The sequence below is a fragment of the Sphingomonas folli genome (assembly GCF_019429525.1).
GTDB classification, from domain to species: Bacteria; Pseudomonadota; Alphaproteobacteria; order Sphingomonadales; family Sphingomonadaceae; genus Sphingomonas; species Sphingomonas folii.
Map to the genome: position 1 here is coordinate 208,261 of NZ_JAHXZL010000007.1, position 13,340 is coordinate 221,600.

Annotated in this window: 13 protein-coding genes and 1 tRNA gene; 5 read left to right on the top strand and 9 right to left on the bottom strand. The window is 71.2% G+C overall.

Annotation, left to right across the window (positions count from 1 at the left end; genetic code table 11):
• Nucleotides 1-210 precede the first annotated feature (210 nt).
• From KZ813_RS12525 to KZ813_RS12535, 3 genes are read left to right on the top strand one after another with little or no spacing between them, the layout of a single operon-like run.
• The gene (locus tag KZ813_RS12525) at nucleotides 211-1,767 is read left to right on the top strand and encodes a GAF domain-containing protein (protein ID WP_219755311.1); all 1,557 of its coding nucleotides are present in this window, start codon (nucleotides 211-213) and stop codon (nucleotides 1,765-1,767) included.
• Nucleotides 1,764-2,147, top strand: coding sequence for a response regulator (locus KZ813_RS12530; protein WP_258046712.1), 384 nt, complete (start codon nucleotides 1,764-1,766; stop codon nucleotides 2,145-2,147). Before KZ813_RS12525 ends, KZ813_RS12530 begins: the two co-directional genes overlap by 4 nt.
• A complete protein-coding gene (locus tag KZ813_RS12535; RefSeq protein WP_219755312.1) occupies nucleotides 2,144-2,887 on the top strand; it encodes a Crp/Fnr family transcriptional regulator in 744 nt (247 codons plus the stop codon). The genes KZ813_RS12530 and KZ813_RS12535 overlap by 4 nt, the downstream gene beginning before the upstream one ends.
• Before the next feature lie 35 nt (nucleotides 2,888-2,922).
• Here KZ813_RS12535 and KZ813_RS12540 read toward each other — a convergent pair whose 3' ends face one another.
• From KZ813_RS12540 to rplK, 3 genes are all read right to left on the bottom strand, one after another.
• Nucleotides 2,923-4,092 carry an alpha-hydroxy-acid oxidizing protein gene (locus KZ813_RS12540; RefSeq protein WP_219755313.1) on the bottom strand — a complete coding sequence of 390 codons (1,170 nt, stop codon included), beginning with the start codon at nucleotides 4,090-4,092 and terminating at the stop codon, nucleotides 2,923-2,925.
• Between the two features lie 148 nt (nucleotides 4,093-4,240).
• Nucleotides 4,241-4,933, bottom strand: a complete 693-nt coding sequence (gene rplA / locus KZ813_RS12545; protein WP_132908955.1) for a 50S ribosomal protein L1 — start codon at nucleotides 4,931-4,933, stop codon at nucleotides 4,241-4,243.
• Nucleotides 4,934-4,937: 4 nt separating this feature from the next.
• Nucleotides 4,938-5,369 carry a 50S ribosomal protein L11 gene (gene rplK, locus KZ813_RS12550; protein WP_219755314.1) on the bottom strand — a complete coding sequence of 144 codons (432 nt, stop codon included), beginning with the start codon at nucleotides 5,367-5,369 and terminating at the stop codon, nucleotides 4,938-4,940.
• A 342-nt stretch (nucleotides 5,370-5,711) separates the two neighbouring features.
• Here rplK and KZ813_RS12555 point away from each other — a divergent pair, with 342 nt between their 5' ends.
• Nucleotides 5,712-6,668 (top strand): AraC family transcriptional regulator, encoded by a 957-nt coding sequence (locus KZ813_RS12555; protein WP_219755315.1) that lies wholly within the window; start codon nucleotides 5,712-5,714, stop codon nucleotides 6,666-6,668.
• 185 nt (nucleotides 6,669-6,853) lie between these two features.
• Here KZ813_RS12555 and nusG read toward each other — a convergent pair whose 3' ends face one another.
• The 6 genes from nusG to KZ813_RS12585 form a co-directional block, all read right to left on the bottom strand.
• A complete protein-coding gene (gene nusG / locus KZ813_RS12560; RefSeq protein WP_219755316.1) occupies nucleotides 6,854-7,390 on the bottom strand; it encodes a transcription termination/antitermination protein NusG in 537 nt (178 codons plus the stop codon).
• 17 nt (nucleotides 7,391-7,407) lie between these two features.
• Nucleotides 7,408-7,605 carry a preprotein translocase subunit SecE gene (secE, locus tag KZ813_RS12565; protein WP_183945247.1) on the bottom strand — a complete coding sequence of 66 codons (198 nt, stop codon included), beginning with the start codon at nucleotides 7,603-7,605 and terminating at the stop codon, nucleotides 7,408-7,410.
• A 280-nt stretch (nucleotides 7,606-7,885) separates the two neighbouring features.
• A complete protein-coding gene (locus KZ813_RS12570; RefSeq protein ID WP_219755317.1) occupies nucleotides 7,886-8,131 on the bottom strand; it encodes a hypothetical protein in 246 nt (81 codons plus the stop codon).
• Between the two features lie 105 nt (nucleotides 8,132-8,236).
• Nucleotides 8,237-8,312 (bottom strand) — tRNA-Trp (locus tag KZ813_RS12575).
• 49 nt (nucleotides 8,313-8,361) lie between these two features.
• The gene (locus KZ813_RS12580) at nucleotides 8,362-10,713 is read right to left on the bottom strand and encodes a putative bifunctional diguanylate cyclase/phosphodiesterase (protein WP_219755318.1); all 2,352 of its coding nucleotides are present in this window, start codon (nucleotides 10,711-10,713) and stop codon (nucleotides 8,362-8,364) included.
• Nucleotides 10,714-10,935: 222 nt separating this feature from the next.
• Complete coding sequence (locus tag KZ813_RS12585) at nucleotides 10,936-12,687, bottom strand: fatty acyl-AMP ligase (protein ID WP_219755319.1); 1,752 nt, start codon at nucleotides 12,685-12,687, stop codon at nucleotides 10,936-10,938.
• A gap of 100 nt (nucleotides 12,688-12,787) precedes the next feature.
• Here KZ813_RS12585 and KZ813_RS12590 point away from each other — a divergent pair, with 100 nt between their 5' ends.
• The gene (locus KZ813_RS12590; protein WP_219755320.1) at nucleotides 12,788-13,336 is read left to right on the top strand and encodes a regulatory protein RecX; all 549 of its coding nucleotides are present in this window, start codon (nucleotides 12,788-12,790) and stop codon (nucleotides 13,334-13,336) included.
• The last annotated feature ends 4 nt before the right edge of the window (nucleotides 13,337-13,340 follow it).

A 13,340-nucleotide genomic window follows, 5' to 3' on the forward strand; every position in this document is an offset into this window, starting at 1 on the left:
AGGCGACGGCGGGACGGGTCTCGGACGACGTCCGGGTCGCTGGCGGCGGCGACATGCGGCGAGATGATGAACCCCATCCCGGACCTCACGCCCGGCGAAGCACGTCGCCGTCCGCGCCGCCGCCCCTCCCGGCGGGCTCGGGACATAGCTCGATGTACTTGAGATGACCCTATTTCGTTGCGAGGCGTTGGCTCGTAGAGGGTGAGACCGATGAGGATGGAGCCGCGCGACGAGACCAGTCTACTGGCGACGCTCGCGCGTAAGAACGCGGTGCTCGAGGGCATCAACCGCATCTTCCACGAGGCGCTCACCGCCCCGTCCCTGGAAGCGCTCGGGCGTGTCTGCCTCCGCGTCGCCGAGGACGTGACCGGCGCGGCATTCAGCTTCATGGGCGAGATCGACCGCGCCACGGATACGCTCGACGAGATCGCGATCAGCGAGCGCGGCTGGACCGCCTTCGAGGCGGCGAAGAGCGACTGGCCGCGCGGCAAGGTGCCCACCGGGCTGACGATCCACGGCCTCTACGGCCGCGTGCTGCGCGAGGGCAGGGGCCTCATCTTCAACGACGCCGCCACCCATGCCGACCGGATCGGCACGCCCGCCGGCCACCCGCCGCTGGCGAGCTTCCTCGGCGTGCCGCTGCATCAGAACGGCGCGGTGATCGGCATGGTCGGGCTCGGCAACCGGCCCGGCGGTTTCCGCGACGAGGACCTCGCCGCCGCCGAGGAACTGGCGCCCGCGATCGTCCAGGCGCTGCGCAGCAAGCGCGCCGAGATGGCGCTGCGCGACAGTGAGGAACAGCGCCGCCTCACGCTCGAGCTGGTGCCCGCGATGCTGTGGCGCGTCGACCTCAACGGGTTGCGGATCGAGTCCAACCAGCAGTGGCACGCGATCACCGGTCAGACCGACGAGCAGGCCTCCGCCGGCGGCTGGATGGAGCTGATCCACCCGAGCGAGGCGGGTAAGGTGACTCGTGCCTTCCGCCGGGCCTATGCCGCCGGCGAGCCGGTGACGGTGCAGTGCCGCGTGCGTCAGGCCGAGGGAGGCTATCGCGCGCTACTGATCCGCCAGGTGCCGGTGCGCGACGACGCCGGCCAGATCACGCATTGGCTGGGCGCCGCGACCGACATCAGCGACATGCAGCTGCTCGAGGAGCGCCAGCGCGTGCTGGTCGCCGAGCTGCAGCATCGCGTCCGCAACATCCTCACCGTGGTCCGCTCGGTCTTCGCGCGGACCGTCGAGGGCGGCGAGTCGCTCGACGACGTCGCCGACCATTTCCGCGGCCGGCTCGACGCGCTGGCGCGCACCCAGGTGAGCGCGACGCTCAACGCCAGCGGCACGGTCGACCTCGAGAATCTGATCCGGGACGAGCTGCTGAGCGTCGGGGTGAGCGACGGGCCCGAGTTGAGCATCGCCGGCCCCGACGTGGCGCTGCCCGCCGGCGCGGTCGAGCTGCTCGGGCTCGCCGTCCACGAGCTCGCGACCAACGCCTTAAAATTCGGCGCCTTTCGCTCGCCGGGAGGGTCGCTCTCGATCACCTGGGATGTTAATGTAGACGGAAGATCGGCGCGCCGGCTCGATCTTCGATGGACCGAGCAGGGAGTTCCCGCGGTGCCGGTCGGTGCGGCGCGGCAGGGATTCGGGACCGAGTTGATCGAGGAAGCGCTACCGTATCGGCTCGGTGCCGAGACCCGGCTCGAGTTCCGCGGCGGCGGCGTTCGCTGCACCATCGCGTTGCCGCTCAGCGGCGACGAGGAAGGGGCATGACGATGCCGGGCCGACTCGCTGGCAGACGGATATTGGTGGTCGAGGACGAATATTTCATCGCGTCCGACCTGCGTCGCGCCCTCGGCGCCGAGCAGGCGGTGGTGATCGGCCCGGTGAGCAGTCTCGCCGCCGGGCTGGAGCTGGCCGAGCGCGACGGCATCGATGCCGCGCTGCTCGACGTCAATCTCGAGGGCGACTCGTCGCTCGCGATCGCCGACCGGCTCGCGGCGCGCGGCGTGCCGTTCGTCTTCGTGACCGGTTACGACGACTGGGCGCTGCCCGACGCCTATCGCCACGTGCGGCGCGTGCCCAAGCCCTTCGCGGTGCCGACGGTGCTCGACGCGCTCGACCAATTACTCGCATCGGAGGAGAGGCCATGATCCGTGCCGCCACCATCATCGACGATCGCCAGCCCGCGCTGCAGCGACTCGCCGCCCTGGCGCCGCTCGACGCCGAGGTGATCGACACGATCGTCGCCGCCTCGGCGCAGGCGCAGACGATCCGCGCGCGCCGCGAGCTGGTCAGCGAGGGGCGCGAGATCGCCGAGCCCGTGCTGCTGCTGCGCGGCTGGGCGGCGCGGGTGCGGCTACTGCCCGACGGCCGGCGCCAGTTCCTCAGCTTCCTCCTCCCCGGCGACGTGGTCGGCCACTGCCCGCAGCCGCGGCCGATCGCGGTGGCGACGATCGTGGCGCTGACCGACGTGCTGGTCTGCGCCGCCCCCGCGGCCGCGCCCGGCTCGGTGCTCGACACCGTCTATGCGGTGGGCGACGCGCTCGACCAGGCCTATGTCCTGGCGCATGTCACCCGGCTCGGCCGGCTCAACGCCCAGGAGCGGATCGGCGACCTGCTGCTCGAGCTGCACGAGCGGCTGACGCTCAACGGCATGGCGCGCGGCACCAGCTTCGACCTGCCGCTGACGCAGGAGACGCTCGCCGACGCGCTCGGCCTCACCTCGGTCCACGTCAACCGGATGGTGCAGCAGGCACGACGCGAGAACGACCTGCAGTGGAAGGGCGGGCGCGTGACGCTGGTCGATCCGCCGGGACTGGCGCGCAAGATCGGCCGCCTGCCGGTGCGGGTCTCCGCGACGGTCGGGCCGCAGCCGACGCGAGGGCGATGACGGCGCGGTGACCCCATCCGGCGCGCGGGGAGGATCTACCCCTCCACCCGCCGCGCCCCCGCCTCGCGCACCGCGGCGAGCGTGGGCCAGCCGTTGACCGCCATCAGCAGGTCGGCCTCGGCGAGCAGGCATTTCAGCACGTGCGCGCAGCCGGCCGCGCCGCCGAGCGCCAGGCCGTAGCTGTACGGCCGACCGACGCCGACCAGGTCGGCGCCCAGCGCCACCGCCTTGACGATGTCAGTGCCGCTGCGGATCCCGCCGTCGAACCAGACCGGCACGCGCCCCGCCACCGCCGCCGCCATGTCGGGCAGCAGGTCGATCGCGGCGATGCCGCCGTTGGCCTGGCGTCCGCCGTGGTTGGAGACGTAGACCGCGTCGGCGCCGCCGTCGATCGCGCGGCGCGCGTCGTCGGGGTGGCACAGCCCCTTGAGCACGATCGGCAGGCTGGTGAGCGAGCGCAGCCACGCCAGATCGTCCCAGGTCAGCACCTGGCCGAACGTGGCCGCCCAGGTCATCACCGCGGCGCGGCGGTCCTCCTCCGGCGGGCGCGCCAGGAGCCGGCGGAACACCGGGTCGCTGAAGTAATTGGCCAGCACATGGCCGCGCAGCTGCGGGAAGTTGGCGGTGTTGAGATCGCGCGGGCGCCAGCCCGTCACCCAGGTGTCGAGCGTCACCACGATGGCGCGATAGCCCGCGGCCTCGGCGCGACCCACCAGGCTGGCGGCGAGGTCGCGATCGCGGGGCGTGTAGAGCTGGAACAGCGCGGGGGTCGCGCCGCCCGCCGCGATCACCGCCTCAAGCGGGTCGTTGGCGAGGGTCGAGGCGCACAGAGGCACGCCGGTCTCGGCCGCGGCGCGCGCGGCGGCGAGGTCGCCGTGCGAGTCCGGCGTGCACAGGCCAGTGACTCCGATCGGTGCCATGAACAGCGGTGCCGCCAGCCGCGTGCCGAACAGGTCGGCGGAGAGATCGCGCCGCGTGCCGTCGATCATCATCCGCGGCACCATGCCCCAGTGCGCGAAGGCGCTGGCATTGCGGCGCTGAGTCAGCTCGTCGCCGCAGCCGCCCTGGACGTAGGTGAGCAGCGAGGTCGGCATCGCCGCCTCCGCACGCTGCTCCAGCGTGGCGAAGTCGACCGGCCACTCCGGCACGATCCCCTCCAAGCCGGCGAGATAGATCGCCAGCTGATAGTCGCCGAACTGCGCCATCCTCGCTCTCCCATCGTCGCGCGAGTGTACGCGAGTTCGGGAAGCGGTTCCACGGCTTCGCGACGGACGGCGGACGCGAGAAGGGCCGGGATCGCTCCCGGCCCTTCGCTGTTCGATCGTCGCGGCCCCGGCGAGCCGGGGCGGGGGGTCAGGCGCCCGCGACCTCGGCGACGTCGACCTTGATCCCCGGGCCCATCGTCGAGCTGACGGCGATCTTCTTGACGTACTTGCCCTTGGCGCCCGACGGCTTGGCCTTCACCACCGCGTCGACCAAAGCGTCGAAGTTGCGGCGCAGGTCCTCGGCACCGAAGCTCGCCTTGCCGATGCCCGAGTGGATGATGCCGGCCTTCTCGACGCGATACTCGACCTGACCGCCCTTGGCGGCCTTCACCGCCTCGGCCACGTTCATCGTCACCGTGCCCAGCTTGGGGTTCGGCATCAGGCCCTTGGGGCCGAGCACCTTGCCCAGGCGGCCGACGACGCCCATCATGTCCGGGGTCGCGATGCAGCGGTCGAAGTCGATCGTGCCACCCTGGACCGTCTCCATCAGGTCCTCGGCCCCGACCACGTCCGCACCCGCGGCGCGCGCCTCGTCGGCCTTGGCGCCGCGCGCGAACACGCCGACGCGGACGGTCTTGCCGGTGCCCGCGGGCAGCGTGACGACGCCGCGGACCATCTGGTCGGCGTGGCGCGGATCGACGCCGAGGTTCAGCGCGATCTCGATCGTCTCGTCGAACTTGGACGACGCGTTCTGCTTCGCCAGCGCGATCGCCTCGTCAACGCCGTGCAGCTTCTCACGGTCGATCGTCCAGGCCTTCTGCTTCTTGCTCACCTTCGCCACGGCCTCAGCCCTCCACCACTTCGAGGCCCATCGCGCGGGCCGAGCCTTCGATGATGCGGGTCGCCGCCTCGAGATCGTTCGCGTTCAGATCCTTCATCTTGGTCTGCGCGACCTCGGCCAGCGCCGAGCGGGTGATCTTGCCCGCCGACACCTTGCCCGGCTCCTTCGAGCCCGACTTCAGGTTGGCGGCCTTCTTGATCAGGAAGGTCGCCGGCGGCGTCTTCGTGACGAAGGAGAAGCTGCGGTCAGCGTAGACGGTGATCACGGTGGGCAGCGGCGAGCCCTTCTCCATGTCAGCGGTCTGCGCGTTGAACGCCTTGCAGAACTCCATGATGTTGACGCCGCGCTGACCCAGCGCCGGGCCGATCGGCGGCGACGGGTTGGCAGCGCCCGCGGGCACCTGCAGCTTGATATAGCCTGTGATCTTCTTTGCCATTCATCTCACTCTGTTACTGGACACGTGCCCGAGGGGTGCCCGGTTCAAGTCTAGCGGTTCGTCCGGGCGCGGCCTCGGCCTCGCCCTCCCGCGGCGTTCCATCGTGTGTTGCGGTGGAAGCTGGCGCGCGTAGCCGAAGCGGGGCGCGATGGCAAGCTGTCGGTCGTCGCGACCGTTCTACCGCCGTCGGAGATCCGCGCCGAATTGTACGTAATTTAATGCTCCATCCGGGCGGTTTGATGGGAACGTTTATTGCCGAAGCGGGTCCCGCGTCGTAATCGCGTAATCATGGGCGGCTTCATCCCACATACAGGTACTTCACGGGACGGTGCTCCGCTGTCGGTGAGTCGGACTCCGCCCGATGATCTCGCCCCGTTCGTCGCCCGCTTCTTCGTCACGATCTTCGACCGGCCGGGCGATGCCGTGCTCGAAGATTTTCTTTTGCATGAAACGGCTTACGTCCGCGTGCCGGTGATCGGCCGCTGGTCGACGATGATCGACGGGGCGTGGCAGGATTATGAGGGACCGATGTTGTTCGGCGCGCAGCAGCGCCGTTTCCCGGTGCGCTGCATCGGACCGGTCATCGCGGCGGGATTCGCGATCCGCCCGGGCGGTTGGTTCGGCTTCAGCGACCTGCCCGCCGACGCGCTGGCCGATCGGCTGGTGCCGATCGCGCCGGGGCGCTGGAATGAGTCGCTGCGCTGGGCCTGCGACAACGTGTTCGACCAGGAACAGACGCTCACGCGGCTCCACCAGGTGGTGCGCGAGCATCTCGTCGTCCGCGCCGCCGTCCCCGACCTGCTCAGCGCGCGCTTCGAGCGGATCGCCCGGGTCGATCCGACCCGGCCGGTGACGGAGATCGCGGCCGAGTTCGGCATCTCGGGGCGCCGGCTGGATCGCACGGTGCGCCAGCATTTCGGCCATCTGCCCAAGACGGTGATGCGGCGCAGCCGTTTCCTCGACATGGCCGCGGTGATGCGCGGGCTGGCGGTGCCGAGCGCGGACGAACTGGCCGAGCTGCGCTTCTACGATGCCTCGCATCTCAACCGCGAGTTCCGCGAGTTCGTCGGCATGACCCCGGCGCAGTTCCGCCGTACGCCGACGCCGCTGCTCACGCCGGGGCTGGAGGTGCGCCAGCAGCGCAAGCGCGCCGACCTCGCGCCGCACGCGCCCGCGCCATGGCTGGCGGATGGGCAACCGACCCCCCTGATCGCGCAGATGTCGCCGGAAGAGGCGGCGATGCCGCCCGTCGGCGCGCCGGCGGACGCCGAGACGCTGGACGGCGCGCGCCAGGGATAGACGCGACAGGGACAGAACGTCCGGCGTGCCCCCGCGCATGCAGGAGCCGCTGGTCACCAGCGCCCATCCTTCGGGCCCTAGGCTCCGGCGTCCGCCCGAGAACGGCTCAGCTGGGTTGGATCAGAGCCGAGCGCTCACGCGGGCCGCTCGGCTGTACGCCCCCGCCGCGGCGGGGGCGGCGCCGCTCACTTGCTGCGCTCGACCTGCTCGAAGTCGAGCTCGACCGGGGTGGCGCGGCCGAAGATGCTGACCGATACCTTGACCTTCGACTTGTCGAAGTCGAGTTCCTCGACCGTGCCGTTGAAGCTCGCGAACGGCCCCTCCAACACCTTGACCGCGTCGCCGATCTCATAGTCGACCTTGACCTTGGTCTTGACCGCGACCGCCGCTTCCTCCTTCGAGTTGAGCATGCGCGCGGCCTCGGTGTCCGAGATGGCCTGCGGCTTGCCCGACGAGCCGAGGAAGCCGGTCACCTTGGGCGTGTTCTTGACGAGGTGGTAGACGTCGTCGTTCATGTTCAGCTTGGCGAGCACGTAGCCCGGCATGAACTTGCGCTCGACCGCGATCTTCTTGCCGCGGCGCGCCTCGGTGACCGTCTCGGTCGGCACCTCGATCTGCTCGACCAGCTGCTCCAGCCCCATGCGGGTCGCCTCGGCCATGATCGAGTCGCGGACCTTGCCCTCGAACCCCGAATAGGCGTGGATGATGTACCAGCGCGCCATCGTCGTGCTTCCCGTCCTTACTTCGCCAGGCTCAGCAGCGCCTTGACCACGGCGTTGAAGAACGAGTCCACCGCCAGGAAGAACAGCGCCAGGACCGTGGTCATCACCACGACCATCACCCCCGTCATGATCGTCTCGCGGCCGGTCGGCCAGACGATCTTGGCGGTCTCGGTGCGGACCTGGCGGATGAACTCGAGCGGGGTCGTCTTCGCCACGATACTGAGCCCTTGTTGAGCCGTGATAGAATAACCGCCAGCTACCGGCATGGGCCCGCTACCGCTTCCCCGTCACTAGGGAGAGCGATGATGAACCGTCCGTGCTGTCGGATGTGCCAGCGGACATAAGTGGGCCGCGGCGAAAAGGCAAGCGCGGGTAGGGGGACGTTCCGGTCATCGCCTCCACCTGTCGCGACGAAGAAGGGGCCGGCGCCCAGGCGCCGACCCCTCCCGATATCCGTCGCTGCCGACAGGCGGCCGCCATAGCGGCCGTGCCCGATCAGTTGCTGTCCGAATTGTCGTCGTTGTTGTCGTTGACGATGGCGACCACGCCGATCGCGGCGATGCCGGCGGCGATGATCGCGCCGAAGATGCCGGCGCCGGCGAGCTTGCTGTCCTTCGCGGTCGAGGTCGACGCGCGCGCGCCGGCGACCGAGAGGCTGGCGGCCGGGTTGGCGGTGGTGGCGGCGAGCGCCGGGGTGGCGACGAGGCTCAGCGCAGCGGCGCCGGCGAGAATGGAACGCATGTGGCAACTCCCTTGGTGATTGACGTATGTCAGAGCTATAGAGCTATTACGTCGCACCTGCGAACGCGCAAGCCCGATATTCTATCCATCGACACCGTTATGGGTTGGCAGGAGTGGAGGGACTCGAACCCACGGCCCTCGGTTTTGGAGACCGATGCTCTACCAACTGAGCTACACTCCTGTGCCGTCGCGCTGTTGGACGCCGCGCGCGCGTTCGTCAAGGGGCGGGCTCACGCCGCACGCGTCGCCGCCGGGGCGTCGGGGCGGCGTACCGCGATCGCCAGCGCGCGTGCCTCGGTCACGGGCAGCGGGCGTCCGAAATAGAAGCCCTGGATGCTGCCGCAGCCCAGCTCCTGCGCGAGCCGCAGCTCGGCCTCGGTCTCCACGCCCTCGGCGGTGGTGGCCATGCCCATGCTCTGCGCCATCGCGACGACCGCGCGGATGATCGCGATCGCCTCGGCGGTGCCGCGCGACGCCGCCTGGACGAAGGTGCGGTCGATCTTGATCGAGGAGAAGCGCGTCGCGCTGAGATAGCCGAGCGACGAGTAGCCGGTGCCGAAATCGTCCAGGCTGAGCCCGACGCCGAGGTCGAGGATCTGCTTGAGCAGCTTCACCGCGCCGGTGCCCTCGCGCAGGAACACGCTCTCGGTCACCTCCAGGTCGAGCCGGCGGGCGGGCAGGCCGGTGCGCGCCAGCGTGTCGCTGATCACGCCGACGAACCGCGGGTTGTGGAGCTGCTCGGGGGAGACGTTGACCGCGACGCGCACGTCGTCGGGCCAGCCCGCCGCCTCGGCGCAAGCGGTGCGCAGCACCCACTCGCCGATCGGCGCGATCAGCCGCGCCTCCTCCGCGATCGGCACGAACTTGGCCGGCGGGATGTCGCCCAGCTGCGGATGGCTCCAGCGCAGCAGCGCCTCGAACCCGCGCACCGCGCCGCTGCGCGCGTCCACCACCGGCTGATAGGCGAGGTGCAGCTCGTCATTGTCGAGCGCGCGGCGGAGCGCCAGCTCGATCACGCGACGCTCCTCCGCCTCGAGGTGCAGCTGCGGCACATAAGCGTGGTAGACGCCGCCGCCGCGGTCCTTCGACCGGTACAGCGCGAGGTCGGCCGAGCGGATCAGCGTCTCCGCGGTGCGGCCGTCGCGCGGCCCGGTGGCGACGCCGACCGAGGCGCCGATATAGAGCGTGTGCTGGTCCACCTCATAGGGGCGCGACAGCGTCTCGATGATCGTGTGCGCCAGCCGCTCGAGCCGGCCCGGGTCGCCCGCGTCGCGCACCACCACCGCGAACTCGTCGCCGCCGAGCCGACCGATCAGCTCGTTCTCGGTGACCAGTTCGGCGAGGCGCTCCGACACGCGGCGCAGCAGTCGGTCGCCGACCGGGTGCCCCAGCGTGTCATTGACCGCCTTGAAGCGGTCCAGGTCGATCATCATGAAGGCGCAGCGTGCGCGCCAGCGTTCGGCCTCGCCCAGCGCGCGCGCGAGCTCCTCGTTGATCGAGAGGCGGTTGGGGAGGCCGGTGAGCGCGTCGAAGCGGGCCATGCGGTTGATCCGCTCGGCCGAGGCGCGCTGCTCGGTGATGTCCGAGACGACGCCGCGGAAGCCCGCGAAGCGCCCCGCCGCATCGACCCGCGGGGTCGCGGCGATCTGCCACCAGCGGCTCTCCCCGCGCACCGTGACGGGCAGCGCGACGTCGCCGAACGGCTCGCGCCGCGCCATCTTGTCCGCGACCAGCCGCAGCTCGTCCGAGACGGCGGCGCTCTCCCAGTCGGCGCCGGCCAGCAGCCGGAGCAGCGGCGCGCCCTCCAGTTCGGCGGCGGTGACGCCGCAGGCGCGGGCGAAACGCTCGCTTGCGCCCACGATCCGGCGCGTCGCGTCGGTCTGCCACAGCCAGTCGGCGCCCTCCTCGAAGTCGCGCAGCAGCAGTTGCACGGTCGCCTCGCGCTCGCGGAGCGTGCTCTCGGCGGCGCCGAGTCGCACCACCGCGCGGGCGCGCGAGAGCACCACCAGCGCGAGGAGCAGCGCGAAGGCGACGACGATCGCCGCCGCCACGGGGCGACCGGCGAGCAGGAGCGGCGCGGCCGTCGCCGCGGCGGTGCCGGCGACGAAGACCAGCGCCGCGGGCGGCAACGTCGCCAGCGTGAGCGCGGTGGCCGTCATCACGGTCGCGAGCAGCAGGTCGAGCGCGTGCGCCGCTGCCGGATCGGGCGCGGCGGCGAGGCGCAGCGGTACTGCCGACCAGGCGAGCGCCAGCGCCGCTGTCGCCGCGCTCGCCCCGACGAGCGGCAACGGCGCCTCCGGTCCGGCCCGTGCGACGAGCAGGCGGGTGAGTACCGTCGCTGCCGTCGCCACCGTCGCGCACCAGGCGATCAGCCACGGCAGCGCGACCGCGTGACGCAGCAGCACCGCCGCTGTCCCCGCGCCCAGAAGGTGCGCGGCGAGCAACGCGGGGGCGAGTCGCTGCGCCACCGCGCGCTCCGCCGCCACGTCGGGGTGGCCGCCGGTGCGCGCGGCGCGGCGACGCAGGCCGAGGCGCGCGCGGATCGGCAGGTGGACCGGTGTGGGGGAGGGATCGCGTGTCACGCCCGAACCTTAGCCACATCGTCGTTGACGAAGCGTTGCCGCCGGCAAGACGATGCCAGCGCGACGGCACCGGCTTGCCGCAAACAAGGCGTATGCTGTCAAGTACTTGCGCGGCGAAGCGGCATCAGGGTCCGAGAAAGCGTCCAGTATGGACGAAGAATCATCGCGTGCCGGGGGTCGACGGGGGGACCGGCGCGCTCGCATGGGGCGCCGGCGCCCGCCTCAGGCGGCGAGGTCGTAGGGCTTGATCTCGCCGGCCAGATACAGGTTGCGCGCCTTGGCGCGGCTGAGCTTGCCCGAGCTGGTGCGCGGCAGCGTGCGCGGCGGGATCAGCTCGACCACGCAGTTCATGCCGGTGACCGAGCGCACGCGGTCGCGGATCTCGTCGCGCAGCCGCAGTCGCTCGCGCTCGTCCGAGCTGCGGCACTGCACCAGCACCGCCGGCGTCTCCTCGCCGCCCGGCGTGGTGATCGCGAAGGCCGCGATGTCGCCGGCCTTGAAGCCCGGGAGCTGCTCGACCGCCCACTCGATGTCCTGCGGCCAGTGGTTGCGCCCGTTGATGATGATCATGTCCTTGGCGCGGCCGACGATGAAGATGTAGCCGCCGGACATATAGCCCATGTCGCCGGTGTCGAGCCAACCGTCGACCAGGCACGCCTCGGTCGCGCCCGGGTCACGGAAATAGCCGACCATCACGCTGGGGCCGCGGCACCACACCTTGCCGATCGCGCCGTCGGGAAGCGGCGTGCCGTCCTCCTCGCGCACTGCGACCTCCATGTCGCGCACCGGCTTCCCGCAGTTGACGATCGCGCGATAGCGCTGCGGCCGGTCCTCGCCGTGCTGCATGCCCGAGAGCTCGGTCTCCTCGACCAGCTCGACGCGGATGCCCTCGCCCGGCGGCATCAGCGAGACCGCCAGGGTCGCCTCGGCGAGGCCGTAGCTCGGCAGGAACGCGGTCGCCTGGAAGCCAGCGTCGGCGAAGGCGTCGACGAAGGCCTGCATCACGTCGGGGCGGATCATGTCGGCGCCGTTGCCCGCGACGCGCCAGCGCGACAGGTCGAACCGATCCGACGCCTTGGTCTGGCTGGAGATGCGGCGCGCGCAGATGTCATAGCCGAAGGTCGGCGAGTAGCTCAGCGAGGTGCCCGGGTTGCGGCTGATCAGGTCGAGCCACGACAGCGGGCGGCGGGCGAAATCCTCGGTCTTGAGATAGTCGGTCGAGACCTGGTTGGCCACCGGCGAGAGGAAGCAGCCGACCAGCCCCATGTCATGGTACCACGGCAACCACGACACGCAGCGGTCGGTCTCGATGATCTGCACGCCGTGCGCGTGCGCGGCGAGGTTGCTCAGCAGCGCGCGGTGCGTGATCGCCACGCCGTGCGGGAAGCGGGTCGAGCCGCTGGAATATTGCAGGTAGCAGACGTCGTCCGCGGTGCTCGCCGGCAGCGCCGCCGCGGGGCCGGGGTGGGTGGCGAACTCGACCCAGTCGACCCCGCGCACGCCGGCCGCCTCGGCCGCGGCGCCCGCCATCTGCGCGAGCTCGGGCGGGAAGACGAGCATCACCGGATCACAGCTGGCGAGCTGGACGCGGAGCTGATCGATATAGGAATCACGGCCGCCGAACGAGGTCGGCAGCGGTAGCGGTACCGGCCAGGCGCCGGCGAGCACCGTGCCGAAGAAGAGCGCCGCGAACTCGGCGCTGGTCTCGGCCACCAGCGCGACCCGGTCGCCCGGCGCCACACCCGCCGCGATCAGGCGATAGGCGCAGGCGCGTGCGTCGTCGCGCAGCGCGGTGAAGCCGTAGGCGCGGACCAACGTGCCGCGCGCGTCGTGGAAGTTGAGGCCCCGGCCCCCGCGCGCGGCATAGTCGAGCGCCTCACCCAGCGTCGCGAAATCGGCGAAGCGGCGCGGCAGCGGGTCGGCCGTGGGCGTCGGGCGCGTCTGGGAGGTGGTCGGGGCGATGTCGGTCGTCATCCTGTGTTCCTGTCGCAGCGGTCACGCCGGTGCAATAGTTAAGCGGTTAAAGGCATACTTTGGCCGAGCGTTCAAAATCGGATGCCAGTGTGGCACAAACATGGCCGTGTCGCTGTCGCCCTCACCCCGCTCCTCCCCGCGGCGCCGCCCGCCGCCGCTCGACGGGGCGGCGCTCGAGCGGCTCGCGCTCCGCTACGTCGAGCGGTTCGCGACTACGCGCGGCAAGCTCAGCGCCTATCTCGCGCGCAAGATCCGCGAGCGCGGCTGGACGGGCGAGCCCGCCGACCCGGAGGGCGTGGCGGAGCGGATGGCGGCGCTCGGCTACGTCGACGATCGCGGCTTCGCCGAGCAGAAGGGGGCCGCGCTCGGGCGGCGAGGCTATGGCGCGCGTCGCGTCGCCGAGACGCTGCGCGCCGCAGGACTCGACGCGGAGGATGCCGCCCCCGTGCTCGCGCAGGCGCGCGCCGCGGCGCTGGAGAGCGCGCTGCGGCTGGCGCGGCGCAGGCGGATCGGCCCGTTCGCCGACGCGCCCGCCGACCCGGCCCAGCGCGCGCGCCAGCTCGGCCAGCTGCTGCGCGCCGGCCATGACGCGTCGCTGGCGCGGCGCATCGTCGAGGCGGAGCCCGGCGCGATTCTGGACGAGGAATGAACGA

What these genes read in the sequence shown, in the direction of transcription:
- KZ813_RS12525 (WP_219755311.1), top strand. Translation starts at nt 211, where the DNA reads ATGAGGATGGAGCCGCGCGACGAGACCAGTCTACTGGCGACGCTCGCG.
- KZ813_RS12530 (WP_258046712.1), top strand. Translation starts at nt 1,764, where the DNA reads ATGACGATGCCGGGCCGACTCGCTGGCAGACGGATATTGGTGGTCGAG.
- KZ813_RS12535 (WP_219755312.1), top strand. Translation starts at nt 2,144, where the DNA reads ATGATCCGTGCCGCCACCATCATCGACGATCGCCAGCCCGCGCTGCAG.
- KZ813_RS12540 (WP_219755313.1), bottom strand. Translation starts at nt 4,092, where the DNA reads ATGGCGCAGTTCGGCGACTATCAGCTGGCGATCTATCTCGCCGGCTTG.
- rplK (WP_219755314.1), bottom strand. Translation starts at nt 5,369, where the DNA reads ATGGCAAAGAAGATCACAGGCTATATCAAGCTGCAGGTGCCCGCGGGC.
- nusG (WP_219755316.1), bottom strand. Translation starts at nt 7,390, where the DNA reads ATGGCGCGCTGGTACATCATCCACGCCTATTCGGGGTTCGAGGGCAAG.
- KZ813_RS12570 (WP_219755317.1), bottom strand. Translation starts at nt 8,131, where the DNA reads ATGCGTTCCATTCTCGCCGGCGCCGCTGCGCTGAGCCTCGTCGCCACC.
- KZ813_RS12585 (WP_219755319.1), bottom strand. Translation starts at nt 12,687, where the DNA reads ATGACGACCGACATCGCCCCGACCACCTCCCAGACGCGCCCGACGCCC.
- KZ813_RS12590 (WP_219755320.1), top strand. Translation starts at nt 12,788, where the DNA reads ATGGCCGTGTCGCTGTCGCCCTCACCCCGCTCCTCCCCGCGGCGCCGC.